This is a genomic window from Paraburkholderia sp. RL18-085-BIA-A, assembly GCF_046027075.1.
In the GTDB taxonomy this organism is placed as follows: Bacteria; Pseudomonadota; Gammaproteobacteria; order Burkholderiales; family Burkholderiaceae; genus Paraburkholderia.
Genome location: NZ_JARESU010000010.1, coordinates 51,708 through 78,037, shown reverse-complemented (window position 1 = coordinate 78,037; position 26,330 = coordinate 51,708). Strand labels below are relative to the sequence as shown.

Genomic DNA, 26,330 nt, shown 5'->3' with positions numbered 1-26,330 from the left:
CCGATCATGTCTACGTTTATCCCGCTGGATGGCTGGGGCGCCGAGGCTTCGCCGTTTCATGCCGGCGAGCTGGCCGTGCAGCAGCGCGCCGGGGTAAGTAGCCAGGCGGAGTCGATGGGACGCCGGGGGATTCGCCGTTACTTGCCGGAGCAGCATCGGCGGTTTTTCGCCGAGCAGCCGTTCATGGTGTTCGGTGGCGTCGATGCGCAAGGGCAGCCGTGGGCGACGCTGCGGGCCGCCGCGCCGGGGTTCGTATCGGCGCCGGATGCGCGAACGCTTCGCATCGAAGGTGGCGTGTTGCCCGGCGATCCGCTTGCGGGGCGCTGGCAGACCGGCGCGATGATCGGCGGTCTTGGACTGCAGCCGCAGACCCGGCGCCGCAACCGGATCAACGGCGTGGTGAAGTCGGCGCAAGGGGATACGTTACTGGTCGACGTGACGCAAAGCTTCGGGAACTGTCCGAAGTACATCCAGAGCCGCACGCCGACTTTCATCGAGCGGAACACGGGTTTGTCCGTGGAACCTGCGGAAGTGGCGACGCAACTCAGCGATGCGGACCGCGAGCTATTGGCGCACGCGGACACGTTTTTTATCGCGAGCGCGAATCTCGGGGAAGAGGCAGGCCTCGCGCGCGGCGTCGATGTCTCGCATCGCGGCGGTGCGCCAGGGTTCGTTCGTGTCGACGACGCGAACACGCTGACGACCCCCGACTACAGCGGCAACCGCTTCTTCAATACGATCGGCAACCTGATCCACGATCCACGGGCCGGCTTGCTGTTCATCGACTTTGTGACGGGCGATCTGGTCTACCTCGCGGTACGGGCCGAAGTGGTGTGGGAGGGCGCCGAACTCGCGGCGTTTGAAGGCGCGGAGCGGCTCGTGCGGTTTCATATCAACGAAGTGCGGCGCAGCCGTGGCGCATTGCCGTTCCAGTGGTCCGAGGCCGAACTGGCTCCGCAGTTTGCGTCTGCAAGGCGTGAGCCGGTGAGTCCGTCGTCGTGGCAGAACTTGAAGGTTGTGGCGCTCGCCGACGAAACGCCGTCGGTCCGTTCGTTTTACTTCGAACCGATCGACGGGGTGCCGTTGCCGCCGTTTCAAGCAGGGCAGTTCCTGCCGATTCGCGTGCCGGTATCGGGTGCGGATGCGCCGCTGCTGCGCACCTATACGCTTTCCGATTCGCACGACGCGCGGCGCTACCGGATCAGCGTGAAGCGCGAGGGCGTTGCGTCGAACTGGCTGCACGATCATCTGGTCGTGGGTGCGCAGATCGAAGCGAGAAGGCCGGCCGGCACGTTCATCTACGACGAACACAGCCGGCGGCCAGCCGTATTTGTATCCGCCGGTATCGGCATCACGCCGATGATCGCGATGCTGCATCATGCGTTGCGCTCGTCGGGAGGCGACGAAGCGCATGGCGCGTCCAAGCGCCTGTTCTTTATCCACGGCGCGCGTCGCGATCAGGAGCGGCCTTTCAGTGCTCATTTGAGAGACATCGCGACGGATCATCCGGCGGTTTCGCTGCATCTGTTTGACAGCGCCGCAGAAGGGCGGCCGGAAGGCGTATCGGCTGGGCGAGTGAGCTTCGACGCATTAAAGCGCGTGTTGCCGCTCGATGACTACAACTTCTACCTGTGCGGACCCGAGCAGTTCATGCGGAACATCTACGAAGGACTGCGCAGCTTGAATGTCGCAGACGAGCGGATTCGCTTTGAGGCATTCGGTCCGGCAAGCGTGAAGCGCACGGCCGCCCCGCGGGACGCACCGGCAGCGGACTCAAAGGCGCGCGACGCTAACGCGGTGACGGTGACGTTCGCTCGTTCGGCACGCACCGTTGCGTGGTTGCCGCGCGACGGCAGTCTGCTGGAGTTCGCAGAAACGCATGGCGTCGACGCGCGTTCCAGCTGCCGTTCGGGCATGTGCGGCACGTGCTCGGCGCGTCTATTGTTCGGCAAGGTTCAATATGACGGTGAAGTCGAGGCGGATATCGAGCCGGGTCATGCGCTTATCTGCATGGCGCGTCCAGTGTCTGCTGATGCGGCCGTAGTACTGGACTTGTGAGCAAGGACAAGCTGCAAGCAAAGCTTACGCAGTGAAAACTCGTAAAACTAACTATATCAATGGCTGCGCAGATATCTCGCTCGTATTCACGATGCAGCGAATGAAATAGTCAGCGGGGCGCGTCAGAATCGCGCCGTCGCGCCGCATCAATTGCAGCTTGGCGCGCTGTGATGTCTCGATGAATTCGAGTTGGCGGAACTGGCCATTCGCGTTCGCCAGCTCGAGCGTGTGTGAGGCCCATGCCATCACCGCGTCGAGCGAAATCGCCAGGCTGTAAAGCAGCGATTGCGATGTGCACCGCGTAATACGGCGCGGCGCCGGCAAGCCGGCTTCGCTGAACAGTGTGGCGACGAACTGCGGATACGCATTGGTCGTGTCGGAATGGATCCATTCGGCGTCGCACAGATCCGCGAGCGAAGTCGCACCGGCGAGCTTGCCACTCTTGCGCACGGCAAACGCCATCGGAATCGTCAGCACTTCGGTGGTCTCGATCGACGGGTCGGTCACGCCCTCGTACGACGCGGCCAGCGCGAAGTCGAGCGAGCCCTGGCGCAGGCCGTCCACGAGACGCGTGGCCGACTGTTCGAGGAACTCCACGCTGACCTGCGGCATATGCTTGCGAAAGCGCGCATACGCATCCGGCAGCAGCGTCAGCGCGGCGAGCGGCGACACGCCCACTGTCACCTTGCCTTCCAGAGCGCCCCTCTCCGTCGCCATCTGCTGCTCGGCGCGTTCCAGCTCACAGACGATCAGCCGAGCGCGCAGCAAAAGCGATTCCCCGCTCGGCGTCACCGTGACACCGTTCACACTGCGGCCGAGCAGCGTGATGCCGAGATCGGACTCCAGTTCACGAATGGCCTTGGTGACGGCCGGCTGACTGACGAATAGCGCCCGCGACGCGCCGATCACGCTGCCATGATCGGCGACCGCCACCAGTGCACGAAGTTGATGCAGCTTGATCGCCACTATTACCCTAGGGAAAATGCTAGATATGTGTAAAGCTCAATTGTCCGAAAAGACGCGCCTCACTGTCTCCAATCCTGCCGCCTCGAACCCAACCGATCTTCCCGACCTACTGGCTGCGCAACGCGCCTTGTACGCTGGACTGTCGTCGCCCGCAGCCGTAGCCCGTTATCTACCGGGGCGCACCGGGTCGAGCGGTGTTTGCCGGCGCGCGCGCTGGTTACGAGCGGCGAACGGGCAGCACCGTTCCGTGGGAAAGTCTGCGCTTGCCGCACGAGGTCGATGGCTCGCCGGGCACGTTCCGCGCGCCGCGTGCGAGTTTCACGCTCGATGCGGACAACGACCATGAGGCCGTGCAAGCGTGGCTGTCGCGGCACGAGTCGGCGGCAACGCAGCGCACGGATCGCGAGGAAGCCGAGCGGCGAATCCTGTGGGCGATCGTCGAGCGGGGGCGCGCGTTATCGTCTCGGATCACCGAGGATGCCGTGGCCTATCGCGCGTTCCTGCGGCGTCCCACTCCACGCGAGAGCTGGATCGGGCCTCTGCGGCCGCGCAGTTCGCCGGACTGACGTCCGTTTGCCGGTGGCATCTCGGCGCAATCGGCCGCTCATGCGCTGTCGTTTCTCGGCGCGCTGTTCCGCTGGCTGATCGAGCAACGCTAGCATTCGGCTCCAGAAAATGGCGGGGCGCGGAACGTGGACCGTTGTATTCGAAAGGTGATTCCGCCCGTCGCGGATCGTCGAGACTTTCGTTCAGTAAGGTTTTAGAAATCTTCGTGCAGCGGGTTTCCCGCCTGCGTGAGCAGCCTTACTCGTCGCACACCAGCAACGCGCAACATCGCTGCGCGCGCAATCATTCGGGTGCCTGAATGATTGCGAAATGGTTGCGCCGCCCTTGTCGCACCGAAATCATCATACGTATGAAATCACGGATTCTAAAATGCGCATCGGAAGTCTAGAAAATGTGATGCGCATCGCCTACGCTTAATCGAGCCGGCCTTTTGGGAACAGATGCCCCAACTCTTTTCCCATCTGCGGAGCCGACCCGTCCTGACGAAGCGATCAACGGTTCGAAATCGTACGCTTTTGGTGATTGTGAGGGTTGCGCCATCCTGCTTTTCCACGCCATCGACCGCGTGGATGAATGTCGCACTCCTGCGCTGAAATGCTTGAAAGCAATAAAAAGCCAAGGAGACATTCATGCCATTCAACCGTATTCAAGGTGCAGTCGGCCTGCCGCTGCTTGCCGTCGCGTTCGGCTGGCCAGCGGTGTACGCCGCAGACGAAGTTCAGAGCAGATCGACGACCACGACCTCGCCGGTGCCATCGACGCTACAACCGGTCAGCCAGCAACAGCTCGACCGCGCCGCCGCCACGCCGGCCGACTGGCTGCATTCGAACGGCTCTTACGCGCAGACGCGCTATTACCAGGGTACGCAGATCAACAAGACGAACGTCTCGAAGCTCAGACCGGCCTTCATCTTCCAGACCGCTGTCAACGAGTCGATGGAAACGGCGCCGATCGTATCGAACGGCGTGATGTTCATTACCACGTCGTTCAACCACGTGTACGCACTCGATGCGGTAACGGGCAAGGAGTTCTGGCATTACAAGCACAAGATGGGTCCGGTCACGACGTTCTGTTGCGGGCCCAACAATCGCGGCGTGGCCATATCGGGTGACCGGCTCTATATGGGCACCCTCGATGCGAAACTCGTCGCACTCGACGCAAAGACGGGCAACGTAGTGTGGCAAAGCGAGATCGCGGACCCCGATCAGGGCTATTCGGAAACGATGGCCCCGACGGTCGTCGACGGCAAGGTGCTGATCGGCACGAACGGCGGCGAATATGGCATTCGCGGGTTCGTCAAAGCGTTCGATGCGAATTCCGGCCAACTGCTGTGGACCTTCTACACGATTCCGGACACCGGCCAGGAAGGCGTGTGGGCCACAAAAGACGCAACTGGCCGCGACGAAAAGCGCGACATCGATGCGGAGAAAAAGCAGCTTGCCGCGAAGGGTGGCGACTTCTACAAGACACTCGGCGGCGGAGTCTGGATGACGCCCGCAATCGACCGCCAAACGCATACGGTGTTCTTCGTCGTGGGCAATCCGTCGCCGGATCTTTATGGTGCGATCCGGCCGGGAGACAATCTCTATACGGACTCGCTCGTCGCGATCGATCTGGACACCGGCAAATACAAATGGCACTACCAGTACGTGCCACATGACGTGTGGGACCTGGACGCAGTGAGCCCGCCGATTCTTATCGACGTGCGCGACAACGACGGCAAGATGATTCCAGGCATCGTGCATGGCGGCAAGACCGGTCACGTGTACGTTCACGACCGCGCCACCGGACGGCTGATCCGCTTTTCGCAGGCAATGATCCCGCAAGAAAACATGTGGACGTTGCCGACCGCCGCCGGCGCGCGCATGCTGCCGGGCGCGAACGGCGGAGTCGAGTGGTCGCCGATGGCGTTCGATCCGCACACGCGCCTCGTCTACGCGGCCAATCTGCATCAACCGATGACGTATCAGGTCGAGGACGCAGCCTATCCGGGCGGCAGCAAGCTATGGCTGGGCGGTGCGTTCAAGGTGATTCCGTCCGAGCAGCAATGGGGCAAGCTGTCCGCTGTGAACGTCGACACGGGTAAGGTCGCGTGGGACTACAAGACCGAGCAGCCGCTCATCGGCGGCGTGCTCGCGACCGCGGGAGGGCTCGTGTTCAACGGCGAAGGCAATGGCCTGTTCCGCGCATTCGACTCGGCGACCGGCAAGAAGCTCTGGGAGTTCCAGTGCGGCGCGGGTGTCAATGCGCCCGCCGTGTCATACACGGTGCACGGCAAGCAGTACATCGCGGTCGCGGCGGGCGGCAATACGCAGATCGACTTCAAGCGCGGCAACAGCGTGATGGTGTTCGCGTTGCCATGAGGGTAGGGGCGCGGCGGGGAGCGCGCGGTTCGACGCGCCGGGCATGGGTGGCCGTTCTATGCGGCTGGTTCGCGGCCGCATGGCTGCCGTTGCACGCGCGCGCCGACGCCGAGGCGGGCAAGGCGAAAGCGCAGGTGTGCGTGGCCTGTCATGGACCGATGGGCAATTCGACCGATCCAGACTGTCCTATTCTTGCAGGTCAAAATGCGCGCTACATCTACCTTCAACTGAGGGACTACAAGGAAGGACGGCGCAGCGATCCGCGCATGTCACCCGCGGCGGCCAACCTGTCGCGCGAGGACATGCAGGATCTTGCCGACTACTTTGCCGCGCAAAAGCTCGTGCCCGTTCGGTTCAAAGCGGATAACGCCAGCATCGAAGCCGGAAGGAAGAAAGCCGCCGAAGTACTTTGCACGATGTGCCACCAGGGAGGCTTTTCCGGCCAGAACGAGATTCCGCGCGTCACCGGTCAACCGTATCCGTATATCGTCAAGCAATTGCAGGACTTCCGCTCGCACACGCGGACCAACGACGCGGGCAACATGGCCAGTGTGACGCGCAATCTGACCGACGAAGACATCCGCAATCTGGCCGCCTACATTAACAATCTCCAGTAACCCGGAGGAGACACCATGAAAGGGACGCTCACGCGCCGTATCGCGGCTGCCGTTCTGCTTGCGGGCGCATTCGGCGTGTGCCTGCCGGCGCTGGCGCAGGGAGATGGGGAAACAAACCGGCAGCTGCTTGCAGCCGCGAAAGACGGCGACCAGCAGTCGCTTCTCTCGGCACTCCAGCGCGGCGCGTTAGTCGACTCGATGAACCGCATCGGCGACACGGCGTTGATCACCGCGTGCAAAAAAGGCGATGCGGCGATGGCGCGCACGCTGATCGAACGCGGCGCGAACGTCCAGCACGCGAGTGCGCCGGGCGTCACGCCATTGATGGCTGCGGCATACGGCGGCTTCGATGAGATCGTGACGCTGCTGCTCGGGCATGGTGCGGACCCTCTCGCGACGGATCGCGTCGGCAAGACCGCGATGGAGTACGCGGCCGGCCAGGGTCAAACGAAGGTCGTGAGTCAGTTGCTCGATGCCGGCGTCGACGTGAACCGGACCTACAAGAACGATCTCACTGCGCTGATGTGGGCCGCGGGATACGACCGCGCGGAGACCGTCCAGCTGCTGCTCGCGCGCGGCGCGAACCGGTCGTTGAAGGACAACCGGGGAATGACGGCGAAAGATATCGCGGTGCAGACGAAATCGGATCGGGTTGCGGGGCTGCTGTCCGTGGGCTAGTGATGACAGTTCTGCAAGGTTGGAACATGGCGTTGAAACGTCGCCGTTATTTCGCGTCTGTGAGGTCCCGCTCCTGCGCGAGAATCGCCGGTAACGCTTCGAACGAGTCGATCAGCGCATCGCAGCGCAATGCTTCGGCGCCGCCCTGGCCGGCATAGCCATAGCTGACGATGAATACCGGCAGGCCGGCTGCTCGCGCCGCGGCGACGTCGACAGGAGAATCGCCGACCAGCGCGCAATGCCCGGGGTCGACATCGAGCAGGCGGCACGCGTGCCAAAGGGGCTCGGGCGAGGGCTTCATGCTGGCTAACGTGTCGCCCGCGACCAGCACGTCCAGATAGTCGGCGAGGCCAGTCCTCGCCAGTAGCGAGGCGGCCAGCGCCTGGGGTTTGTTGGTCACGCAGGCGCTGCGGTAACCTCGCTCCCGCAATTCGCGCAGCCCGGCTCGCACGCCGGGGAATACCCGGCCCAGTTGTCCATTCGTATCGGCATAGTGCTGTTCGAACACGCGCTGGGCCTGCTCGATGTCGAACCGCTGGTCGATGCCCGCCGTTTCCAGCGAACGTCGCACGAGGTTACGGACGCCGTTGCCGATAAAGCCGGTCACCTTGTCGAAAGGCAGCGGGGTTGTGCCGAAGTCCTCCAGCATTCGGCTGACGGCGGCGACAATGTCCGGTGCGGTGTCGACCATCGTGCCGTCCAGGTCGATTAGCACGGCATCGAAGCGGCAGCCCGCTACCATGGCGAACTTGCCTCCGATTGATCCGTGTCCGGCGCCATGCACGGAGTTAAATCGGCCAGCGGCGCAGCGTCCCGATGCCAGCGGCGCAGCGTCTGCAGATCCAACCAGCGATGCTGTTCGCCACGCACCGGCTGAAGGATCGGCGTCCGCGGATCGCCGAGGTGAGGCAGGACGGCCAGCGCGCCTGCAAAGCAGTCCTGCGATGTGTACGCGGTCGGCGTAACAACGGTCGGAACATGCGCGGCGCGGGCCGCAAGCAGACCGTTGCGGGAGTCCTCGAAGGCAAGACATGCAGCGGCAGGCAGACCGAGTTGCTCCAGCACATGGTGATAGACGTCGGGGGCGGGCTTTTTTGCCCGCGTGGTGCCGGCGTCACCAATTGCCGCGAAACGCATGCGCCAGGCCGCGCCGAAATGGACTCGCAGCAGGGCGTCCAGATTGGCGGGTGTCGTGGTCGTCGCGATGGCCACCTCGATGCCGGTCGCTCGCGCTTGCGCCATCAGACGCGCGATGCCGGGGCGCAGCGGCAAGCCGCTAGTGCTCACCCGTTCGGTGTAGTGGCGGGTCTTGATCGCGTGGACCGTCTCGACGACTGCCAGCGCCTTCGCGCCATCGGCTGCGTCCCGCTCGACCATGCGCCAGTAATGGAGCAAACGTTCCTTGCCGCCGGCCACCTTGAGAAGACGTATGTAGAGCGCCTCGTCCCAGAACCAGTCGAGCCCCGCCTCCGCAAAAGCGGCATTGAAGGCTTGCAGATGAGCGGTCTCGGTGTCGGCGAGCGTGCCGTCGACGTCGAAGATAAGGGCTTGCATCGTGCGGTCCTCGCCAGGGTGATATGCCGTTCAGACACGCATCACGATAGCGGAGCCACAGGCCGATTTGAATTCAAAGATTCTTTCGCCGCCGATAAACCACTCTTTAGGTTCTCACGCCGGGATGAGCCTGCGAGCCACCGCGCTATTTTCTTGGCTGAGGGTTGGTCACAAATCCGATTTTCGTCAGACCGCCAGTCTGGGCGGCCGACATCACCTCCGCGATCCGCTCATAAGGCACTTTCCGGTCGGCACGCAAATGCAGTTCCGGCTGAGGCGTTGCGTGGGCGGCCTGCGCGATCCGCGCGCGCAAGCCGTCGTCGGTCACGGCATGACCGTCCCATAGTATCGAGCCATCCGCTTCCACCGCGACGTCCACGTGCGCGGGTTTGACCGCTTCCGGCTGGCTGCTCGCCCGAGGCAGATCGATCCTCACCGCATGTTGCATGGCGGGAATGGTGACGAGAAAAATGATCAGCAGGACGAGCATGACGTCGACGAGCGGCGTCATGTTGATCTCGTTCATCAGACCCTGTTCGTCGTCGTCGGAGAATGGGCTCATTGCCATCTGAAGTCTCCATCACGGGTTGCGCTGCCGCTGCGCGGCACGACGCGCATCTCCGGACCGGCGCTCGAAGGCAATTGCGACCCGGTCACGAAGTACGCGTGCAAGCCGTGCGCAAAGCGCTTCAGGCGGGCGACGATCGATCTGTTCGCGCGAGTCAGCCCGTTGTAGCCGAGCACGGCGGGAATCGCCACGAAGAGCCCGAAAGCCGTCATGATCAGCGACTCGCCAACTGGTCCCGCCACGTGGTCGATGGAGGTCTGGCCGGTCTCGCCGATCAAGATCAGCGCATGATAGATACCCCAGACGGTGCCGAAGAGCCCGACAAACGGCGCCGTGCTGCCGATCGACGCGAGGATCGCCAGGCCGCTTTGCAGGCGCGCGATCGTTTCGTCCATCGTGTCCTGCAAGCGCCGCGTGATCCAGTCGGATACGTCGATACGGTCGTGCAGATGCTGCTGGGTCTGCCGATGGTGCGTCGCCGCTTCGTGGCCCGCGAGCGCGAGCGCGAGCAGCGGATTGTCGTGCGCTGTCGACCCGGGGTGGCCGAGACTGCGCAACCCATCATCAAAGCGGTCCGCGCTCCAGAAGCGCGCGTCGCTCTGCCGGGTTACGCGCCGCAGCCGCATCACCTGCAAAAGCTTGATGATGATGACCGTCCACGACATGACCGACATGATCACGAGCACGCTCAGAATGCCCCGTGTGACGAGATCGCCGGATTCCCAGACATTTGCGAGTCCGTAATGTTGCATGGTCGTTTCCTCGGTCCTTTGATTCGGTGGCGGGGTTAGTCGGTCAGTCCGAAGACGAACGACTGTGAGTACGCGGCGCGAACCACCGCGCCGTTCTCGCTATAGGGTCGGCAGACGCTCGCATGGACAGCGGCGAGCGCAGCTTCATCGAGCCGCGCATAGCCGCTGCTCTTTTGCAATTGCACTGTCTCGATACCGCCGCCAAGTCCCACGACGAACCGCACGATCGCGGTGCCGCTCTCGCTACGCCGCTTCGATATGTCGGGATAGTCCGGCCTCGGGATCGTGCAATCGATATGCGAGACGTTTCTCGGCGCGGTCGATGCGGGCGTCGCTCGTTCGGCAGCAGGCGCGGACGCCGTCATGGGCGCTGCGGGCGAAGGTATCGCGGGAGCGGGGGCCGCTTGCGTGGCGGCAGGTGGCGCGGCGTTCTGGGCCGGTGCCTCCGGCGCAGGCGTTGCGACGCTGCGTGGCACACGTGGGTGCGGCTGCGGCTGCGGCTGCGGCGATGGTTTGACGCGAGCGGCAGGGTGGGCGGGCGCTGCCGGCGGGACAACAGCGGCGGGCGCGGCAGGTGTGACAGGTGTGACAGGCGTCGCGGGCGTAGCAGGTTCGGGCTCGGGGCTCAACAGCAACGCGGTGATCGTTCGCGGTTCGACGGGCCGCTCGACCGTGATGTCGCGCGCCGTCAGCGCCAGGGCCAGCAAAACCAGATGCGCAACGATCACAGCGCCCAGCACGATCGCACCGCGACGGTAGCGCCTCGCGGCAATCGTTGGGTGTTCAGGGTTCGCCATGGCAACTTGCAGCATCACCGCTACCTCCGCATTCATTGTCCTCCCGCGCCCAGGGTTTTAGAACCAGCGGCGGCCGGCATGGATCAATTCGGGAAATTCTCCCGCCCAATGTTCGTTGTCAAACAATCGACCGGTGGGATACTTTGAATGGATGACGCGAGCTATCGCGGCGCAGCGATTTCACCACGGAGTACAACAATGCTGGAGACACGGATTCCCATCAGAAGCCCACGCCGTTGCGTCGCGCTGGCTGCCGCGCTCATCGTGGCCGCGAGCGCCGCGCACGCCGCCGCGCCGCTGGCCTACGTGACTAGCGAGAAGGCCGGTGTCGGCGTGATCGATCTCGATCAGATGACGCTCGCCAAAACGTTTCCGGTTGGCGCGGACGGTCCGCGCGGCCTGAGCCTGAATGCGGACGGCACACGTCTTCTGGTCGCCAACAAGAACACGGGCGATCTGTCGGTGATCGACACGGCATCGGGCAAGGTCGTCCAGCGCGTGAAGATCGGCAAGAATCCCGAGTATGTGCGGGTGCACAACGGCTACGCGTATGTGACGTACGAACCCGGCGAGGACGGCGGCCCGCCGGGAGCCAAAGCGGACGGCAAGCCTGGCGGCAAACCGGACGGAAAACCCGGCGCGGACGACGACGCCAACAAGCCGCCCGCGGAAATCGCGATCATCGATATGAAAACGTGGCGCGTGATCCGCTCGGTGACGAGCGGTCACGAAACCGAAGGCATCGAATTTTCGCGCGACGGCCAGACGATGCTCGTCACCAACGAAGGCGACGATACGGTGTCGGTCTATCACGCGCGCACGGGGGCGCCGATCAAAACGGTGAAGCTTGCGGCCGGCGGCCGCCCGCGCGGCATCCGTCTGTCCCCCGATGGCAAGCACTATGTGGTCACACTGGAGTCGCTCAGCAAGTTGGTCGTGATCGACGCGCACACTTTCCAGGTGGTCAAGACCGTCGATACAAAACTCGGACCGTATGGCGTCGCGTTCGGCCCGGACGGGCAGAGGCTGTTCGTTGCCGCGGCGCGCGACAAGACGGTCCAGGTGTTCGACGGCCATACCTATGAGCACGTCGCCGACGTGCCTGTCGGGCAGCGTTGCTGGCATTTCAGCTTCACGCCGGATGGCGCGAAGCTGATGGTGGCGTGCGGGCGCTCCGATTCGGTCTATGTACTCGACGCGAAGACCTATCAGCCGATCAAGCAGATCGGCGAGCTGCCGCTCGCATGGGGCATCGTCACGTATCCCCACAGCGACGGCTCGATCGAATCGCATTGAGCGCCGCTGTCTTGCGCGGCGGCGCTATTTCCACGCATAGCGCAACCCCACCCACATGCCTCTCGGCGCACCCGGACCGACGAACTGCTCGTTGACCGGGTTCGCGCCGTCGAAGGTATGGTTCGGCCCGTTGAAGAAGTTCTGACCGAGTGCGCCGAAACTGGCGTAGCGCTTGTCGAGCAGGTTCGTCACCGAGGCGAACACCTGCAACTGCTTCGTCACCTGGTAGGACGTGTCCATATCGATCAGCAGATAGCCGGAGATCCTGCCGTTCGCATCCTGGTTGTTTTCATCGCCCTGCGCGTAGATGCTGCCTCGCCATGTGAGGTTCGTCCCGATCCGCCATTTTGCTGTGGCCGAGTAGTCGAGCCGCAGCTTGACGGTGGTCGCGGGAATGCTCGGAATGTGATTGCCTGGCCTGACGGTGATATTGCCGTCGGCGTCGGCGCTGGAATTGCTCGGGCTGCTTTCAGTCCAGGTCGACTGGTAGGTCGCGTCGACGTAGCTATAGCTCGCGATCACGGCGAGCGGACCGAACTTGGTCTGGCCCGCCAGTTCGACACCTTGCCGGCGCGTGCGGCCGACGTTCTGAAAAAAACCTAACGAACTGCCCGCGCCATTGCTGCTGATGAACTGGATATCGTTGTCGAGCGTCGTGCTGTACGCGGCGGCGCTCCAGGTCGTGGACGCGCCGATCCGGCCACGCGCGCCTATTTCGTAGGTCTTCGAGATCACCGGCTTGAGATCGGGGTCGGAGATGAAGTCGTTCGGCAGCGAACACGGCGCGGCCGGATCGGCGCAGGCCAGCTCGATCGCGGTCGGCGAACGCATGCCTTCGTTATAGGTGGCGTAGGCCGTCAAAGCCGGCGTCGGATTCCAGTTGATGCCAATGGCCGGGTTGAAACGCGAAAACGTATGGTGGCCGTCCAACCCGGGTTGCACGCCGCTCTCATCGCCGATCGTGGCTTCGGCCCAGTTGTAGCGCCCCGCGAGCGTCAACGACCAGTGCGGCGTGAGCGACAGCGTGTCCGACAGATAGATGCCGTAGTTGGTGTTGTGCGTTCTCGCGTCGGTCTGCGGCTCGAAATCGCCGATGCCGACCGTGGCGCGCGAATCGGTGAAAGCCGCGTCCTGTGACGACTGCGTGAAGTGCGAATTGGCGGCATCGACGGCCATGCCCGCGATCAACTGGTTTTCCATGCCGCCGAGTTTGCCGAGCAGCGTGAGTTGCAGGCTCGCGCCATAGCCGTCGGTCGATATGGTCGACTTCTCGTTGGTCGCCTGCAACGTGTCGACGTTGCCGTCTTCGTCCACCGAGCCGAAATCATCGTTGACGTTGCTGCTGGTATTGGTGTTGCGGAAGTGCCGGTAGTACGCGTTGCCGCTCAGTTCGACATGGTCGTTGAAGTAATGGTCGCCCGAGAGCGTCACGTAGCCGACGCTGTTCTGATTCTGGTCGGGATAGGTGTAGGGCTGCTTGAAGTTGTTGAGGAACGAGCGTGGAATGGTTTGCGTGCCATGCAGATCGTTATCGGCGCCACCCGCGGACAACGATAGCGTGGTATCGGCGTCGGTATAGCGCAGTTTGCCGAACACCTGCCTTATCCGGCTCGAGTTCTGCTCGGCCCAGCCGTTGTCGTTCGCGGCGTTGGCGGTGAAGTAGTAGTCGAGGTTGTGGCCGGCGGTGCCGGCCTGTTCGATCTGCGCGGTCTTGCGGCCCCAGGAGCCCCCGGACACTTCGGCCTCGCCGACGGGGTTGTCCTTGCCGTTTTTCGTGGTGATCGAGATCGCGCCGCCGAGCGTGTTGAACCCATAGGTCGGATTCGAGCCGGGAATCAGCTGGATCGTGTCGATGGCCTGCTGCGGAATCAGATCCCAGTTCACCACGTCGCCGAACGGCTCGTTCACCCGCACGCCGTCGACGAACACCGACAAACCCTGCGGCGTGCCCAGCAGCGGCGACGCGGTGAAGCCGCGATAGGTGAGGTTCATCTGATACGGATTGCCCTGCGCGTCGACGACATCGACGCTCGGCAGATTCTTCGCGAGGAAATCGGTGATCGTGCTGCGATGCTGGAGGGCGAGATCCGCTGCGTGAACGGTCTGCACGTTGGCCGGCACTTGCGTCAGTGGCGTGCCGATGCCGAGCAGCGGCGTGGTGCCCACCACGACGATCGGCGCTAGCGTCGTGACCGGAGCAGCGTTGGCCGCGGCGGCATCGGGCGCTGAGCTTGCGGGCGCCGATGCCGCCACAGGCGGCTCGGCTTGCGCCCATGCTGCCGCGCACAGGCCGGCGAGGGCGCTGCCAACACAGAGTGAGATGCCGGTGCGCCGCTGAAGGCGGCGTTTGCGGCGTGCTTGTGATCGCATGCTCATCTTTTGTCTCCTGCCGGCTCGATCTACTCGCGCGCGCAGCGCGTTCTTTGATGTGTGTGTAAAGCTTCGCATACGTGGCTGTAAGCCGCGCGGGAGCTTTTCCCGATCTGCCGGGGAAGCGTTCCCAAAAGCCGCGCAAAAGTCCGCTGCGCGTGAGTTCGCTGGGTAGAATGCAAACGTCATGTCAAGCGACCCGATCCACTCATCCTCTGCTGGCCGCATGTCGCAACGTTCATCGCCACATTCATCGCCAGATTCGCCGCCACATTCGACGATATGGCGCGATCTCGCGTGGGTCGTCGCCGTGACCGCGCTGGCGGCGGTGCTTGGCGCCAGGTTCGATATCAGCGAGCGAGCCTACCGGCTCACGCGCGGCATGGAGCGCTTCCAGCTCGACGAATTGCCGGGCACGCTATGCGTGCTTTCGATCGCCCTTGCCTGGTTCGCGTGGCGCCGCTACCGCGACGCGCGGCGCGAGTTGAGCCATCGCCGCATGCTGGAAGAGCAGGCCGAACGGCTGTTGGCCGACAACCGGCGTCTCGCCAATCAGGCGCTGCAGGCGCAGGAACTCGAGCGCCGTCATATGGCGCGCGAACTTCACGATGAACTGGGCCAGTATCTGAATGCCATTTCGCTCGACGCCGCACGCATCCGCGACCTGTCCAGCGGGCGCGAGCCGGAGATCCACCGTGTCGCTTTGGGTCTGATTCAGAGCGCGAGCCACGTGTACCGGGAGATCGGCGACATGATCCGTCGCTTGCGGCCTATTGGCCTCGACGAGTTCGGCTTGCCGAGCGCACTCGAACATTGCGTCGACGGCTGGCGCGAGCGGCTGCCTGATGCTTCGTTCTCTTTGACGATAGAAGGGGATTTCAGCGGTCTTAGCGAGGCGCTCACGATCACGCTCTACCGGCTCGTGCAGGAAGGGCTGACCAATGTGTCGAAATTCGCGCGCCGCTCACGCGTGGAAGTGTTCATGGTGCGCGCGCCGCGAGAAACGCCGGGCGCGGACGCGGCGCAGGGGCTGATCGACGAAATCGTCGTGACGATGGCTGACGACGGTCCCGGCACGGATCTCTCGAAGCCGCGCGCGGGACTCGGGTTGATCGGCATGCGCGAGCGCGTCGAGGCGCTCGGCGGTGAATTCCATGTGGCGAGCAAGCCGCAAGGCGGTTTTCTGTTCTGCGCGCGCGTGCCCGCTCACGCAGGGCTGGCCGAACCCGTGAACTGAAGTCCGAGCCGGCTCGCCATCTGCGCGAGCTGCACGCCGTTATCGGCGCCGAACTTCTGCCGGATCACGGATTGATGGTTGGCCACCGTCTTCTGACTCAACCCCAGCTTCTCGGCGATGCTCGGCAGCGTATAGCCCTGCACGAGCAGACGCAGCACCTCGAACTCGCGGGCCGACAACTGACGCCCGGGCGGCCCTTCGTTGAAGGCCGTGCGCATCGCGAGCGCCTGCGAGACATCCGGGCTCAGATAGCCCGAGCGCCGCGCGATGGAGCGCACCGCTTCCACCAGCACATCGGGTGCGCTGGCCTTGGTCACATAGCCGAGCGCGCCGGCATCGAGCGCACGGCGCACGAAGATCGATTCTTCATGCACGCTGAAGATCAGCACGCGGGCGTCCGGCTCGCGCGCGAGCATGCGCCGCATCGCTTCGATGCCGCTCGCACCCGGCAACGAAACATCCATCACGACCACATCGGGCCGCAATGCGCAAAAGCGCTGATAGGCCTGCGCGGCATCGGCGGCTTCGCCGCACACCTGCACGTCGGAGTTCAGTTCGAGCAGACGCCGGTAGCCTTCGCGCACGACCGCATGGTCGTCGACGAGCAGGACGGAGATGGTTCCCGCAGTCATGGTTTGGCTCCGCTGCCGCCGGTGATGACAGTGACGTCGGGCTCGCGAGCGCCGGCCGCAAGCTTGCGCGAGTTGGCGTCGTTACGGAACAGGATGGGCTGTTCGCGCGCCACGCTTGCCGCTGCCGACGCCGAGGCCGCGCGTTGCACGACCTTGAGCACGGTCTCGTGAAACGGCGACTTGTCGCAAACGGGGTCGGCGTTCGCCGCGTCGCCCGTGAGCAGGTAGGCCTGGCAGCGGCAGCCGCCCAGGTCGCGTTCCTTTTCCTCGCAACTCCGGCAAGGTTCCTTGAGCCAGTGCAGACCGCGAAAGCGGTTGAACGCATCGCTCTCGTACCAGATCTCGCGCAACGACGTCTCTTTCACGTTCGGCAGCGTCAGGCCCGGCAGGCCGCGCGCGGCGTGACAGGGCAGGGCGACGCCGTCCGGCGCGACGCCGAGAAAGACCGCGCCCCAGCCGTTCATGCAACGTTTCGGTCGGCGCTCGAAGTAGTCCGGCACGACGAAGAAAATCTTGCAGCGCTCGCCGTGCGTGCGGCGATAGTGCGCGACTACCGCCTCGGCTTCTTCGAGCTGCTCGCGCGTCGGCATCAACTGCGCCTCGTTCGCGTGCGCCCAGCCGTAGTACTGCGTGTTGGCAAGTTCCAGATATTCGGCGCCCATCGCCAGCGCCATCTCGATGATCTTGTCGACGTGCGGCAGGTTATAGCGATGCAGCACGCAGTTGACCACCATTGGAAAGCCGTGCCGTTTGATCGAAGCGGCGACGCGCTGTTTCAGATCGAAGGTGCGCGTGCTGCTCAGGAAGTCGTTCAACTGCTGCGTCGAATCCTGAAACGACAACTGGATGTGGTCGAGACCGGCAGCCTTCAGATCGCCGAGCCGCTGGTCGGTGAGGCCGACGCCGGAGGTGATCAGATTCGTGTAGAAGCCGAGCTTATGCGCCTCCTCCACCAGCACTTCGACGTCGTCGCGCACGAGCGGTTCTCCGCCCGAAAAGCCGAGTTGCACCGCGCCGAGCGCGCGCGCTTCGCGTAGCACGTCGATCCATTGCGCGGTGCTGAGTTCGCGGCTGTGATCCGTGTAGTCGAGCGGGTTGTAGCAGAACGCGCAGTGCAGCGGACAGCGATAGGTCAGTTCCGCGAGCAGCCAGAGCGGCGGCGGCACGGTGGCGGTGTCCTCGGTCTGTGCGCCGGCAGCGGGCTGCGAGACGGGTTGCGAGACGGGTTGCGAAAGATCGGTCATCGCGCTACTCCAGCCAGCCGCGCGCGTGCGCGTCGGCAATGAAAGCCCGCACCTCGGTGCCGAGCCCGGTGGTGTTGAACGCCTGCTCCAACTCGGCGATCAGCGTGTCTAGGTCGCGTGTGCCGTCGCAGCGTTTGAGAATTTCCCCCGCGCTTTGATTGAGCTTCACCATCCCCTCGGGGTAAAGCAGCACATGCGCGTTCTGCGCGGGTTCCCACTGCAGCCGGAACGGCCTCGCGATCGTCAACGGAGTGGCGGCTTGCGTGGCGCCGCCGGCGCGTGTCACGTCGTTCATTGCGGGAAGGCCTTTTCGATCGAATCCAGCATGGTCCAAAGAATGTCGAGCTTGAACTGCAGGATCTCGAGCGCCCGTTCCTGTTGGTCGCGTCGCGTGAAATGCGCGAGCGTGACTTCAAGCCCGTGCTGCACGTCGCGTTGTGCGAGCGAAATGCGCGAGCGGAAATACGCGAGGCCCGCGGGTTCTATCCACGGATAGTGTTCCGGCCAGCTCGCGAGCCGGTCGCGATGAACCTGAGGCGCGAACATCTCGGTGAGCGACGAGCAGACCGATTCCTGCCACGGCGCGCGGCGCGCGAAATTCACATAGGCATCCACGGCAAAACGTACGCCCGGCGTCACGTGTTCGAGCGACCAGAGCTCGTCGCGCGACAGGCCGACTGCGTCCGCGAGACGCGCCCATGTTTCGATGCCGCCTTCCGCGCCTTCGTAGCCGTCGTGGTCGAGAATGCGCAGCACCCAGCGGCGGCGCGTCTCGCGATCCGGGCAGTTCGACAGGATCGCGGCGTCCTTCAGCGGAATGTTGATCTGGTAATAGAAACGGTTCGCGACCCAGCCACGAATCTGCTCGCGCGAGCAGCCGCCGCTATTCATCTTCACGTTGAAGGGATGATGGATGTGATAGGCGGTGCCTTTCGCGCGCAACTGGGCTTCGAATTCGTCACGGCTCCAGGCGGGCTCATCGGCGCCCGAAGTCCGGTTCGCATTCGCGCCGCGCATTGACGTCGTCTCATGGCTATCTTTCGCGTTCATGCCGTCTCCGTTTTTCTGTCGTTCACTGCCGCGCCTCGTCACTGCTCCTATGCACCTCAGCACTTCAAAGTTCGATGGTCATCCCGTCGTACGCCACTTCGATTCCGTGTTCAGTGAGCACGCGCCGCTCGGGGCCGTCCTCGATCAGGATCGGGTTGGTGTTGTTGATATGGATGAGCACCTTGCGGATAGCGCCTGCTTTGGCGGTGCGATCCGCGTCGAGCGAATCCAGCATTTCGATCATGCCGCCTGAACCTGTTTGCGGCAGATGTCCCATGTCGGCGGCCGTCTTCTTCGACAGGCCGAGGCGGATCATTTCATCGCCGCTCCACAGCGTGCCGTCCACCAGCAACAGGTCGGCCTCGCGCATGGCCGTCAGCACATGTTCTTCGATAGCGCCGAGTCCCGGTGCGTAGAACACGCGCTTGCCCGATTGCAGGTTCGTGAAGACGAGTCCGATGTTGTCGCCGCGCTCGGGCGCGTTGCGATGCGGCGAGTAGGGCGGCGCCTTGCTCGACAGCGGCAGCGCGTCGATCCGCACGCCGTTCAACGCATCCACGGCGAGCGGCGCGCCGTCGAGCGCAATGCGGCGGTGCTCGACGCCGCAATAGTGCGAAAGGATCGGCGCGACCGGAAAGCCGGAGCCGAGGTCTTGCCATACCGCATCGGTGGCGTAGAGCGGCAGGGGTGTGTCACGCTCGCGCAGCATCAGCAGGCCGGTGACGTGGTCGATCTGCGCGTCGATCACGAGCACGGCGGCAATGCCGCTATCGCGTGCGCGGCGGGCGGGCTGAAGCTCGGGATTCGCCGCGATCTGCGCGAGCAGATCGGGCGACGCATTGACGAGCAGCCAGTCCTCGCCGTTCGCGCTCACCGCGATCGACGACTGCGTGCGGCGCGTGGCCTTTAGCGTGCCGCGGCGCACGCCGTCGCAATTGCGGCAGTTGCAGTTCCACTGCGGAAAGCCGCCGCCAGCCGATGAACCGAGCACCTTGATCTTCATGCCGCGCGACGCATGCTGCGCCCCTCCTGAATGGTCGGGATGAACATCGCGGCGAGCACGTGCGCGACGCGTTCGTGAAGTGCCGGGTCGCTCGCCAGATGTCCCGCGCTCACCAGCTCGACTTGCGCAGCGGGAACCGCGCGGGCGAAGCGCCGGAGATTGTCGGGCGGACAGACTGGATCGCGCGAGCCATGCACTGCGGCAAGCGGAACGCCGGCCGCCGCCGCGCGCCGCGCCAGCGACAGCAGACGGTTTTCGCCGAGCCAGCAGCGATGCGCGAGGTAGTGGGCCTGAATGCGGTATTTGCCGATCAGTTTGCTGGTATGCCGTTGCGTGTTTCTTGTGCGAGGCTGCGCCGCGTGGCGGGTGGCGGCGCTCGCGAGCACCGCGGCCTCGTAGCCGCGCCATGCCAGCGCGACTTCACGTTGCCGCGTTTCATTCGCGCCGTATTGCAGGCCGGCGGCGCAGCGGGCCGCGAGACCCGCAGGCCGCTCGCATGCCGCCGCGGCGCGCAGCTTCGCCCATGCGCGCGGCGCGCGTTTGCGGGACGTGACGAACAGGCCGCGAACCTCCCGCTCCGACGTGAGGAACAGGCCGCGCATCACGACGCCTGTGACAGATTGCGGGCACTGCCCGGCATACGCGAGCGCCAACGCCGCACCCCACGATCCGCCGAGCAAGCCCCAGCGAGGGAAGCCGAGCCGCGCGCGGATCGCTTCGAGATCGGCGATCAGATAGTCGGTGCGGTTGTGGCGCACGCTGCCGTACGGGGTCGATGCACCGGTGCCGCGCTGATCGATCAGCACGACCCGGAAGCGGCTCAGGTCGAACAGCCGCAGCGCGCCCGTCTGACTGCCGCTGCCGGGGCCGCCATGCAGGACGGCCACCGGCACGCCGTCGGCCGCGCCGGCCACCACGAACGACACGCGATGACCGTCGCGCGTGCGCAGCGTGCCGGCTTCGAGCGGCGGCAATGCGTGCCGCGAACCGCGTTCCCGATGGCGCATCGTCATGGCAGCATCCTCGCGAGCAGATTGTCGCGATCGATCCATTGATGCTTGAGAGCCCCGGCCACGTGAAGCACGATCAGAGCGATCAGCACGTACGCGATGGCCTCGTGAATGCCGAAGAAAAGCTCGCGCAGATGCGCATCGTCCCAACCCCACTTCGGCAGCAGGATGCCCCAGAAGCGCGTGCCATAGCGGTTGAACGACGAGCCGAGATAACCGGCCAGCGGCATTGCGACCATGCCGACATATAAAAGACCCTGCGTAGGGCGCGCGGCGGCGCGTTGCCACGATGGCATCGGCGGCAGGGGCGGCCGGTGAAGGGCCGCCCGCGCCACGATGCGCAGAAGCACCAGCAGGAAAACCGTCAGCCCGAGCGACTTGTGCAGGTTGATCAACGTCGCTTTGACAGGCAAGCCCTTCGGCAATCCGACCATATAGAAGCCGACCGCCAGCAGCCCGATGATGCCAAGCGCGATCAGCCAATGCAGCGCGATCAACGAACCGGCATAGCGCGGCGCGCCAGCATTGGTGGCGTGCTTCACGTTCGGAGAATGCGCTGTCGTCATGCCTGTCTCCTTTTTTTAGTTGGCGTCTCTTGTCAAACACCCTTCCATCTGATCCACGCTTAGCCGGCGATCAGTATTTCGCCTCTACCATCAACCGCGAGGTCGCCCGCATAACGGACCGGCAAGCGGTCCGCGCGCCACTGCGAAAACGGAGCAATTTCATCCGCGAGGCTGCGCACGAGCAAAGACCAGAATACGTCGAAACCGTGGCCGCCGCCCGTGAATGTCGCGGGCAGATGTGCGGGCCTTCGCACGAGAAGCAGCGTGCCTCGCCTCATCCCATAGGCAAAATGCGGGCCCAGTTGGCCCGCGACGCCCACGGTTCCGGCCACCAGCCGCGAGGCCGCAAATTCGGCCGCGTTGCCGCCGACCAGCACCAGCCCACGACGCATCCGGTCGGCCAGCCGCGCGCCCGCGTTGCCATGGATCGTCAGCGTGCCGCCGGTCATGCCTTCCATGTCGCCAGCCAGCGCGCCGGCGGCGAAATCGCCGCTGTCGCCGGTCACCGTCAGCCGGCCGCCGCGCATTTCGCAACCGGTGAAATGCCCCGCGTTGCCGTCCACACGCAGCACGCCGCCCATCATCCTCAAACCGCAGTAGTCGCCGACCGAGCCATGCACAGCGAGGTGGCCGCCGTCCATCGCCGCGCCGACGCGGTCGAGCCACGGCGCGGCGCCGTCGATGACCAGCGTGACGGTGTCCCCATCAGCGTTCCATTGTGAGACAGTAGTTTCATTGCGCAACACCTGGAACACATCGCCGACAGCGCAACTGTCGTTGCCGGAGGGCAGAACGATGCGTTCGATCTCAGCCACGCTCATGCTCGCCAGCGATGCCGGTCGCAGCACAGAGGCATCGACGCGAAAACCCGGTGGCGTTTTCACGCGCAAGGTCGTCGTGCTCATGCGCGGCTCCCGTCGAGACTCGCCGCCAGCGCATGCAGATGGAAGTGGTACGGCCCGAGCTTGCCGCCGTAGTTGCCCGCGGAAATCCGCAGCACGCCGGCCGCGCGGCCAAGCCCGGCGGCCGCGCCGATTCCGGCCGTCATCGCCGCGCCGACATCGGCATCGGTGAGGCCGTCGATCACGATCTCCAGCACGCAGCCGACTTCCGCGCTGAGTTCGCTGCGCGCGGCCAGACCGATGAGGGTCGGACAGAACGCGTCGTTGGTGGCGGCGCTCGCGCCTTTGTACTTAGAGCCGATTTTCGAACCCGAGCGGACGATGCCGCCGGGAAACGGCATGATCACGTTCGGCAGCCGGCGCATCGCCGCGACGGCGGCTTCGGCCGCGGCGAGCGCGGCGCCGAGGTCGCTCGCGAGCAATAGCAGGTTGCCGCCGCCGACGGCTTTGACCGTCACCGCCGTGTCCTCGCAGACGAACTCGCCGTCCATCACCGGCACGCGCCAGTAGCGGGTGGTGCCGATCATCTTCGAGATCTGCCAGCCATCGCCGAAAAAGCGCAGCCCGCTGCCGAGCGCTGCCTTGTCCGATAGCGGCGCGCGGCTGGTGGCGGGATCGATGCCGCTGAACACGGCGGTGCTCGGGCAGGTGAGCACGCATTGCCCGACGCGCCGCCCGATCTGCTTCGCCAGTTCCTTCGACGACACCGCGAACAGCAGCACCGCGACGCCCGGACGGCCGTCCGGCGTTTCCCCAGGCGCAAGCATGCGCTCGACGCCGGCCTCGCAGCCGCAGCCGATCACCGAGGTGGCGAACCCCGTCAGCGAGTTCGCCGCGTTCATCGCCCAGCCAGGCGTATGCGCGGTGATGATGAGCCGCGTCGCCTTCATCGGGAAGGCCTCCGCGAAGGTGGCGTCGATCGCGGTGCCGTTGATCTCGAACGTGGCCGGGGCGTTCATCGTGTGCGGTTCACCTGGCATCGGTCAGCCGTTATCCGTTAGCCAGACATTCGACGGGCAACAGGCGCCCGCCGCGGCAGCAGTCGCAGACCTCGTCGTCGCTGATCGCGGCATGTGCGAAGTTGCTCGCGAGCCTGGCGTCGCTGTAGGCGCGCAGCGTCTTCTCGATGCCGCGATCGAACTCCGGCGACACGAAATGGATGCCGCCCGTCGGCGTGGCGACGAGGGTGCCGTCGCGCGCGACCAGCTCGCCGTCCTTGAACACATAGGCGGGCGAGGTGAACATCCGCTCGCGGTCCGGCTCGTCGCGATAGACGGCGATGTCCGCCGCGGCGCCTGCGCCGAGGTGGCCACGGTCGCGCAGACCGAGCAGCCGCGCGGGACCGGCGCGCGTGATGATTGCGATCTCATACATCGAGAACTCGCGCGCCAGCCCCGGCAATGCGCTGGCGACCTGGGCGTCGGGATTGAGCTTTGCGAGTTGCTCGTCGCGGAACGGCTTGTCCATCAGGAGGCGGATCAGATGCGGATAGCTGGTGAACGGGCCGCCGTTCGGATGATCCGTGGTCATCGCGACGCGCCACGGATCGTCGACCAGCAGGAAAATTTCCAGGCCGATGATCCATTGCAGCGCGTTCACATAGCTTTGCTCGCGATAACGGAACGGCACGACGCCGCAGCCCGCATCGCATTCGATGTCGCCGACCACCCACTTGTGCGGCCGGGCGAACGGCGTGTTGCGGAACTGCATCATCGTGTCACCCGAGGCCGTGACGGTCTGTCCAAAGATGATCTGGCCGACATCGATCGAAACGTTCGGCCGCGCGTTCACCGCATCGGCGATATGCCGCGCGCCCGACGAAAACTTCTGCGGCCCTTCGACCCCATAGCTGTGAAACTGGATGTGCGTCAGGTGGATCGGCAGGCCGTCGGCGGCGTCCATGGTCGCGATCGTCGATTCGATGTTGCCGGGCACGCCGAGATTGCTCGCGTGCACATGCAGAGGATGCGGCACGCGCAGTTCGGTCAGCGCGCGCGATAACGTGTGTAGCACTTCGCGCGGCGTGATGCCGTAGTGCACGTGCGGTTCGTCGACGTCGAGCGAACGCTGGTTGAACTTGAAAGCGGAGATGCCGCCCGGGTTGACCACTTTCACGCCGAGCGCCTTGCTCGCATAAATCGTCCAGCCGACGTAGTCGCGCAGGCGCGCGAAGTCGTCGCGCGCCGCCAGCATCTGCAGGAACAGTTCGTCGTTGCCGAGCATCACGTAGGCGCCGTGATCGATGATCGGGGTGTCGCCCATTTCGAGGTGCGTGTGGCGCGCGTTGGACGGCATCATGGCCGGTTCGAAGGCGGCGGTGTAGCCCATTTCGGCGTAGCGGTAGCCGGTCGCGAGCGTCCCCGGCGTGCAGACGCCGCATGACGGCAGACGCAGATAACGGCCCGCGCCGTCCTGCGCCGATTCGTAGGCCGGCTCGCGCAGAGGATCGGTGCGATGGTCCTCGGGGAGCAGCAGGCGCGACAGGTTGGTCTTGCCGCCGCCGATATGCGAGTGCATGTCGATGCCGCCCGCCATCACGATCATGCCGCTGGCGTCGTATTCGCGATCCACCGGCATATTGGGCGCGAGGTCGACGATGCGTCCATCGCGGAAGCTCAGATCGCGGCGCTCGCCGTTCACGTTGTGCGTGGGGTCGAAGATCGTGCCGCCTTTCAGTCGGACGAGGCTCATTGTTGCACCTCGCCGGACCGCTGCTCGTGCAGGCGCGTGGTCAACTGCGTGGCAAGCGACGCCACTGACGCAAGCGCGGCGCCGCGCGCGGCGGCAAGCGGCATCACGACCGAACTGTCGACGCGAAACAGATGGCCGCCGGTGTCAATGCCGGATGTCGCGACGGGAATGAACACGGTGTTCGCGCCGCGCGTCTTCGTCGCGTCCGCGAGCGCCGGATGGCCGAGCACGATCAAGGGGACGGCTGGATCGAGCGACGCCGGCCACGCATGCGGCGCGAAGCTCGCGGTCCACAGTAGCGCGTCCACTTCGCCGCCAGCGAGCAGACTGCTGGTGCGATAGCGGTACGGATCGTGGTCGAGCGGCGCCGTGCCGGCGCTGCGTGCAGGCGTCGACAAGCGCGTGCGCAGCGGCATGCCGGAGAGCCAGGTTACCGTCTGATTCACCGTCAGTGCGCCGTCGTCGCCGCCGAGGGCGAGACCCGCCGCTCGGGTGGTGCGGTTCGCCGCCTTGACGATCCGGTTCAACGCTTCGATCAAGAGCGCCGCATGCGGGCTGGGCAGCGCGCCCGGCTCGTAGACGAGCACCGTGTAGCGCGCCGCGGCGATGCGCGCCTGCAATGATGAGAGCGTTGCCGCCGGGCTGGCGTCAGCGTCGCTGCCGTTGCTGTCCCGGTGCAGCCCGCCGGGTTCGCGCCCTTCACCAAGCGCGGACCACAGCGCGAGCGTGTCGTAGGGATCGGCGTGCGGCAGCAGCGTTTCTGTTCGCGTATGCGCGAAGCCGGCTGTCGCCGGGTCCACTGCGCAGCCGACGAATATCAGCTCACGCGCGATATCGGTGCCCGCCAGCACTCGCGTGAAAAAACGCGGATAACGCCGTGACGGCTGACAGCCGAAGAACAACAGCAAGTCGGCGCGGGACCGCACTTCGGAGAGCGTCGTGAAGAACGAGCCGCGGTCCTGCAATGCGAGGGTCGCCGGCGTCAACGCGTCGCCGTGCAGATGATCGAGAATCGCGCCGCAACCGGCCGCGAGCACGTAGAGCGCGCGGGCGCCAGCAACGTCGGTGGCAAGGCCGCCAAACAACGGACGGCGCGAGTCCGCGAGGATTTGCGCGGCGCGGGCCAACGCCGCATCGAGCGCCACCTCGTTTCCATCGACGACGCTGCGGCATTGCGTGTCCGTTGCGCTATATGACGCAAGGGCCGCAGCAAGCCGCGAACATTCGGTGTCCGCAACGCTGAGTGTGCCGTCGCCGTGTGATTCGACCACGAGGTCGTCACACAGCAATGGGCAGAACGGGCAAGTCCAGTCGCGAGTGATCGCCGGCGTGCGCGCGCCGGTTGTGCCCGACGCGTTCATGCTGGGATTCGATGGATCGGTAGGCGAAAGGTGCATGGCGCATTTTTA

Annotated in this window: 24 protein-coding genes and 1 pseudogene; 7 read left to right on the top strand and 18 right to left on the bottom strand. The window is 64.8% G+C overall.

The features are described 5' to 3' along the window. Nucleotides 1-6 precede the first annotated feature (6 nt). Complete coding sequence (locus P0D89_RS09750; RefSeq protein ID WP_408376437.1) at nt 7-2,058, top strand: pyridoxamine 5'-phosphate oxidase family protein; 2,052 nt, start codon at nt 7-9, stop codon at nt 2,056-2,058. Nucleotides 2,059-2,109: 51 nt separating this feature from the next. Here P0D89_RS09750 and P0D89_RS09745 read toward each other — a convergent pair whose 3' ends face one another. Then, entirely contained in the window at nt 2,110-3,024 is a 915-nt protein-coding gene (locus tag P0D89_RS09745) for a LysR substrate-binding domain-containing protein (protein ID WP_408376436.1), read from the bottom strand. Between the two features lie 242 nt (nt 3,025-3,266). Between P0D89_RS09745 and P0D89_RS09740 the strand changes: the two are divergent. The 4 genes and pseudogenes from P0D89_RS09740 to P0D89_RS09725 all read left to right on the top strand — a co-directional run. After that, nucleotides 3,267-3,680: pseudogene (locus tag P0D89_RS09740) on the top strand (integrase); the annotation flags it as partial. A 540-nt stretch (nt 3,681-4,220) separates the two neighbouring features. Further along, nucleotides 4,221-5,954, top strand: coding sequence for a pyrroloquinoline quinone-dependent dehydrogenase (locus P0D89_RS09735; RefSeq protein WP_408357491.1), 1,734 nt, complete (start codon nt 4,221-4,223; stop codon nt 5,952-5,954). Next, the gene (locus tag P0D89_RS09730; protein ID WP_408357489.1) at nt 5,951-6,571 is read left to right on the top strand and encodes a c-type cytochrome; all 621 of its coding nucleotides are present in this window, start codon (nt 5,951-5,953) and stop codon (nt 6,569-6,571) included. Before P0D89_RS09735 ends, P0D89_RS09730 begins: the two co-directional genes overlap by 4 nt. Before the next feature lie 15 nt (nt 6,572-6,586). Continuing rightward, entirely contained in the window at nt 6,587-7,249 is a 663-nt protein-coding gene (locus P0D89_RS09725; RefSeq protein WP_408357487.1) for an ankyrin repeat domain-containing protein, read from the top strand. Nucleotides 7,250-7,295: 46 nt separating this feature from the next. Here the strand turns inward: P0D89_RS09725 and gph are convergent, their stop codons facing one another. The 5 genes from gph to P0D89_RS09700 all read right to left on the bottom strand — a co-directional run bounded on the left by gph (nt 7,296) and on the right by P0D89_RS09700 (nt 10,956). Beyond that, complete coding sequence (gene gph, locus P0D89_RS09720; protein ID WP_408376435.1) at nt 7,296-7,991, bottom strand: phosphoglycolate phosphatase; 696 nt, start codon at nt 7,989-7,991, stop codon at nt 7,296-7,298. Then, nucleotides 7,985-8,803, bottom strand: coding sequence for an HAD family hydrolase (locus P0D89_RS09715; protein WP_408357482.1), 819 nt, complete (start codon nt 8,801-8,803; stop codon nt 7,985-7,987). The genes gph and P0D89_RS09715 overlap by 7 nt, the downstream gene beginning before the upstream one ends. A gap of 145 nt (nt 8,804-8,948) precedes the next feature. Further along, complete coding sequence (locus P0D89_RS09710) at nt 8,949-9,371, bottom strand: ExbD/TolR family protein (protein WP_408357480.1); 423 nt, start codon at nt 9,369-9,371, stop codon at nt 8,949-8,951. Beyond that, the gene (locus tag P0D89_RS09705; protein ID WP_408357478.1) at nt 9,362-10,123 is read right to left on the bottom strand and encodes a MotA/TolQ/ExbB proton channel family protein; all 762 of its coding nucleotides are present in this window, start codon (nt 10,121-10,123) and stop codon (nt 9,362-9,364) included. Before P0D89_RS09705 ends, P0D89_RS09710 begins: the two co-directional genes overlap by 10 nt. Before the next feature lie 35 nt (nt 10,124-10,158). After that, complete coding sequence (locus tag P0D89_RS09700; RefSeq protein WP_408376434.1) at nt 10,159-10,956, bottom strand: energy transducer TonB; 798 nt, start codon at nt 10,954-10,956, stop codon at nt 10,159-10,161. Nucleotides 10,957-11,118: 162 nt separating this feature from the next. On the opposite strand from P0D89_RS09700, the gene P0D89_RS09695 reads away from it, so the two are divergent. Continuing rightward, the gene (locus tag P0D89_RS09695) at nt 11,119-12,216 is read left to right on the top strand and encodes a YVTN family beta-propeller repeat protein (protein ID WP_408357474.1); all 1,098 of its coding nucleotides are present in this window, start codon (nt 11,119-11,121) and stop codon (nt 12,214-12,216) included. A 24-nt stretch (nt 12,217-12,240) separates the two neighbouring features. On the opposite strand, the gene P0D89_RS09690 is transcribed toward P0D89_RS09695, so the two are convergent. Continuing rightward, nucleotides 12,241-14,592: a TonB-dependent receptor gene (locus tag P0D89_RS09690; protein ID WP_408357472.1), complete on the bottom strand. Its 2,352-nt coding sequence runs from the start codon at nt 14,590-14,592 to the stop codon at nt 12,241-12,243. Between the two features lie 181 nt (nt 14,593-14,773). On the opposite strand from P0D89_RS09690, the gene P0D89_RS09685 reads away from it, so the two are divergent. Beyond that, nucleotides 14,774-15,823 (top strand): histidine kinase, encoded by a 1,050-nt coding sequence (locus tag P0D89_RS09685; RefSeq protein ID WP_408357470.1) that lies wholly within the window; start codon nt 14,774-14,776, stop codon nt 15,821-15,823. On the opposite strand, the gene P0D89_RS09680 is transcribed toward P0D89_RS09685, so the two are convergent. The 11 genes from P0D89_RS09680 to P0D89_RS09630 form a co-directional block, all read right to left on the bottom strand. Continuing rightward, nucleotides 15,793-16,455 (bottom strand): response regulator transcription factor, encoded by a 663-nt coding sequence (locus tag P0D89_RS09680; RefSeq protein WP_149672070.1) that lies wholly within the window; start codon nt 16,453-16,455, stop codon nt 15,793-15,795. The two genes, P0D89_RS09685 and P0D89_RS09680, sit on opposite strands and share 31 nt — an antisense overlap. After that, a complete protein-coding gene (gene pqqE, locus P0D89_RS09675) occupies nt 16,452-17,699 on the bottom strand; it encodes a pyrroloquinoline quinone biosynthesis protein PqqE (RefSeq protein ID WP_408357468.1) in 1,248 nt (415 codons plus the stop codon). The genes P0D89_RS09680 and pqqE overlap by 4 nt, the downstream gene beginning before the upstream one ends. Before the next feature lie 4 nt (nt 17,700-17,703). Continuing rightward, nucleotides 17,704-17,994 carry a pyrroloquinoline quinone biosynthesis peptide chaperone PqqD gene (pqqD, locus tag P0D89_RS09670; RefSeq protein ID WP_408357466.1) on the bottom strand — a complete coding sequence of 97 codons (291 nt, stop codon included), beginning with the start codon at nt 17,992-17,994 and terminating at the stop codon, nt 17,704-17,706. Continuing rightward, nucleotides 17,991-18,749 (bottom strand): pyrroloquinoline-quinone synthase PqqC, encoded by a 759-nt coding sequence (gene pqqC, locus P0D89_RS09665; RefSeq protein WP_408357464.1) that lies wholly within the window; start codon nt 18,747-18,749, stop codon nt 17,991-17,993. The genes pqqD and pqqC overlap by 4 nt, the downstream gene beginning before the upstream one ends. Before the next feature lie 64 nt (nt 18,750-18,813). Continuing rightward, nucleotides 18,814-19,752 (bottom strand): pyrroloquinoline quinone biosynthesis protein PqqB, encoded by a 939-nt coding sequence (gene pqqB / locus P0D89_RS09660; protein WP_408357462.1) that lies wholly within the window; start codon nt 19,750-19,752, stop codon nt 18,814-18,816. After that, a complete protein-coding gene (locus P0D89_RS09655; protein WP_408357460.1) occupies nt 19,749-20,765 on the bottom strand; it encodes an alpha/beta fold hydrolase in 1,017 nt (338 codons plus the stop codon). Before P0D89_RS09655 ends, pqqB begins: the two co-directional genes overlap by 4 nt. Then, nucleotides 20,762-21,328 carry a cytochrome b gene (locus P0D89_RS09650; RefSeq protein WP_408376433.1) on the bottom strand — a complete coding sequence of 189 codons (567 nt, stop codon included), beginning with the start codon at nt 21,326-21,328 and terminating at the stop codon, nt 20,762-20,764. Before P0D89_RS09650 ends, P0D89_RS09655 begins: the two co-directional genes overlap by 4 nt. Before the next feature lie 59 nt (nt 21,329-21,387). Then, entirely contained in the window at nt 21,388-22,233 is an 846-nt protein-coding gene (locus P0D89_RS09645) for a formylmethanofuran dehydrogenase subunit C (protein ID WP_408357456.1), read from the bottom strand. Beyond that, entirely contained in the window at nt 22,230-23,189 is a 960-nt protein-coding gene (gene fhcD / locus P0D89_RS09640) for a formylmethanofuran--tetrahydromethanopterin N-formyltransferase (RefSeq protein ID WP_408357454.1), read from the bottom strand. Before fhcD ends, P0D89_RS09645 begins: the two co-directional genes overlap by 4 nt. Nucleotides 23,190-23,220: 31 nt before the next feature. Continuing rightward, complete coding sequence (locus tag P0D89_RS09635; RefSeq protein WP_408357452.1) at nt 23,221-24,921, bottom strand: formylmethanofuran dehydrogenase subunit A; 1,701 nt, start codon at nt 24,919-24,921, stop codon at nt 23,221-23,223. Continuing rightward, a complete protein-coding gene (locus tag P0D89_RS09630) occupies nt 24,918-26,318 on the bottom strand; it encodes a molybdopterin-binding domain-containing protein (RefSeq protein ID WP_408357450.1) in 1,401 nt (466 codons plus the stop codon). Before P0D89_RS09630 ends, P0D89_RS09635 begins: the two co-directional genes overlap by 4 nt. Nucleotides 26,319-26,330: the final 12 nt, after the last annotated feature.

Bases quoted from the DNA above. Each gene is read 5' to 3' on its own strand.
- pqqC (WP_408357464.1), bottom strand. From the start codon at position 18,749: ATGAACGCGAAAGATAGCCATGAGACGACGTCAATGCGCGGCGCGAAT.
- P0D89_RS09685 (WP_408357470.1), top strand. From the start codon at position 14,774: ATGTCAAGCGACCCGATCCACTCATCCTCTGCTGGCCGCATGTCGCAA.
- P0D89_RS09710 (WP_408357480.1), bottom strand. From the start codon at position 9,371: ATGGCAATGAGCCCATTCTCCGACGACGACGAACAGGGTCTGATGAAC.
- P0D89_RS09630 (WP_408357450.1), bottom strand. From the start codon at position 26,318: ATGCACCTTTCGCCTACCGATCCATCGAATCCCAGCATGAACGCGTCG.
- P0D89_RS09695 (WP_408357474.1), top strand. From the start codon at position 11,119: ATGCTGGAGACACGGATTCCCATCAGAAGCCCACGCCGTTGCGTCGCG.
- pqqB (WP_408357462.1), bottom strand. From the start codon at position 19,752: ATGAAGATCAAGGTGCTCGGTTCATCGGCTGGCGGCGGCTTTCCGCAG.
- P0D89_RS09690 (WP_408357472.1), bottom strand. From the start codon at position 14,592: ATGAGCATGCGATCACAAGCACGCCGCAAACGCCGCCTTCAGCGGCGC.
- P0D89_RS09650 (WP_408376433.1), bottom strand. From the start codon at position 21,328: ATGACGACAGCGCATTCTCCGAACGTGAAGCACGCCACCAATGCTGGC.
- pqqE (WP_408357468.1), bottom strand. From the start codon at position 17,699: ATGACCGATCTTTCGCAACCCGTCTCGCAACCCGTCTCGCAGCCCGCT.
- fhcD (WP_408357454.1), bottom strand. From the start codon at position 23,189: ATGAACGCCCCGGCCACGTTCGAGATCAACGGCACCGCGATCGACGCC.
- P0D89_RS09635 (WP_408357452.1), bottom strand. From the start codon at position 24,921: ATGAGCCTCGTCCGACTGAAAGGCGGCACGATCTTCGACCCCACGCAC.
- P0D89_RS09705 (WP_408357478.1), bottom strand. From the start codon at position 10,123: ATGCAACATTACGGACTCGCAAATGTCTGGGAATCCGGCGATCTCGTC.
- P0D89_RS09735 (WP_408357491.1), top strand. From the start codon at position 4,221: ATGCCATTCAACCGTATTCAAGGTGCAGTCGGCCTGCCGCTGCTTGCC.
- P0D89_RS09730 (WP_408357489.1), top strand. From the start codon at position 5,951: ATGAGGGTAGGGGCGCGGCGGGGAGCGCGCGGTTCGACGCGCCGGGCA.
- P0D89_RS09750 (WP_408376437.1), top strand. From the start codon at position 7: ATGTCTACGTTTATCCCGCTGGATGGCTGGGGCGCCGAGGCTTCGCCG.
- P0D89_RS09725 (WP_408357487.1), top strand. From the start codon at position 6,587: ATGAAAGGGACGCTCACGCGCCGTATCGCGGCTGCCGTTCTGCTTGCG.
- P0D89_RS09680 (WP_149672070.1), bottom strand. From the start codon at position 16,455: ATGACTGCGGGAACCATCTCCGTCCTGCTCGTCGACGACCATGCGGTC.
- pqqD (WP_408357466.1), bottom strand. From the start codon at position 17,994: ATGAACGACGTGACACGCGCCGGCGGCGCCACGCAAGCCGCCACTCCG.
- P0D89_RS09700 (WP_408376434.1), bottom strand. From the start codon at position 10,956: ATGAATGCGGAGGTAGCGGTGATGCTGCAAGTTGCCATGGCGAACCCT.
- P0D89_RS09655 (WP_408357460.1), bottom strand. From the start codon at position 20,765: ATGACGATGCGCCATCGGGAACGCGGTTCGCGGCACGCATTGCCGCCG.
- P0D89_RS09715 (WP_408357482.1), bottom strand. From the start codon at position 8,803: ATGCAAGCCCTTATCTTCGACGTCGACGGCACGCTCGCCGACACCGAG.
- P0D89_RS09645 (WP_408357456.1), bottom strand. From the start codon at position 22,233: ATGAGCACGACGACCTTGCGCGTGAAAACGCCACCGGGTTTTCGCGTC.
- gph (WP_408376435.1), bottom strand. From the start codon at position 7,991: ATGGTAGCGGGCTGCCGCTTCGATGCCGTGCTAATCGACCTGGACGGC.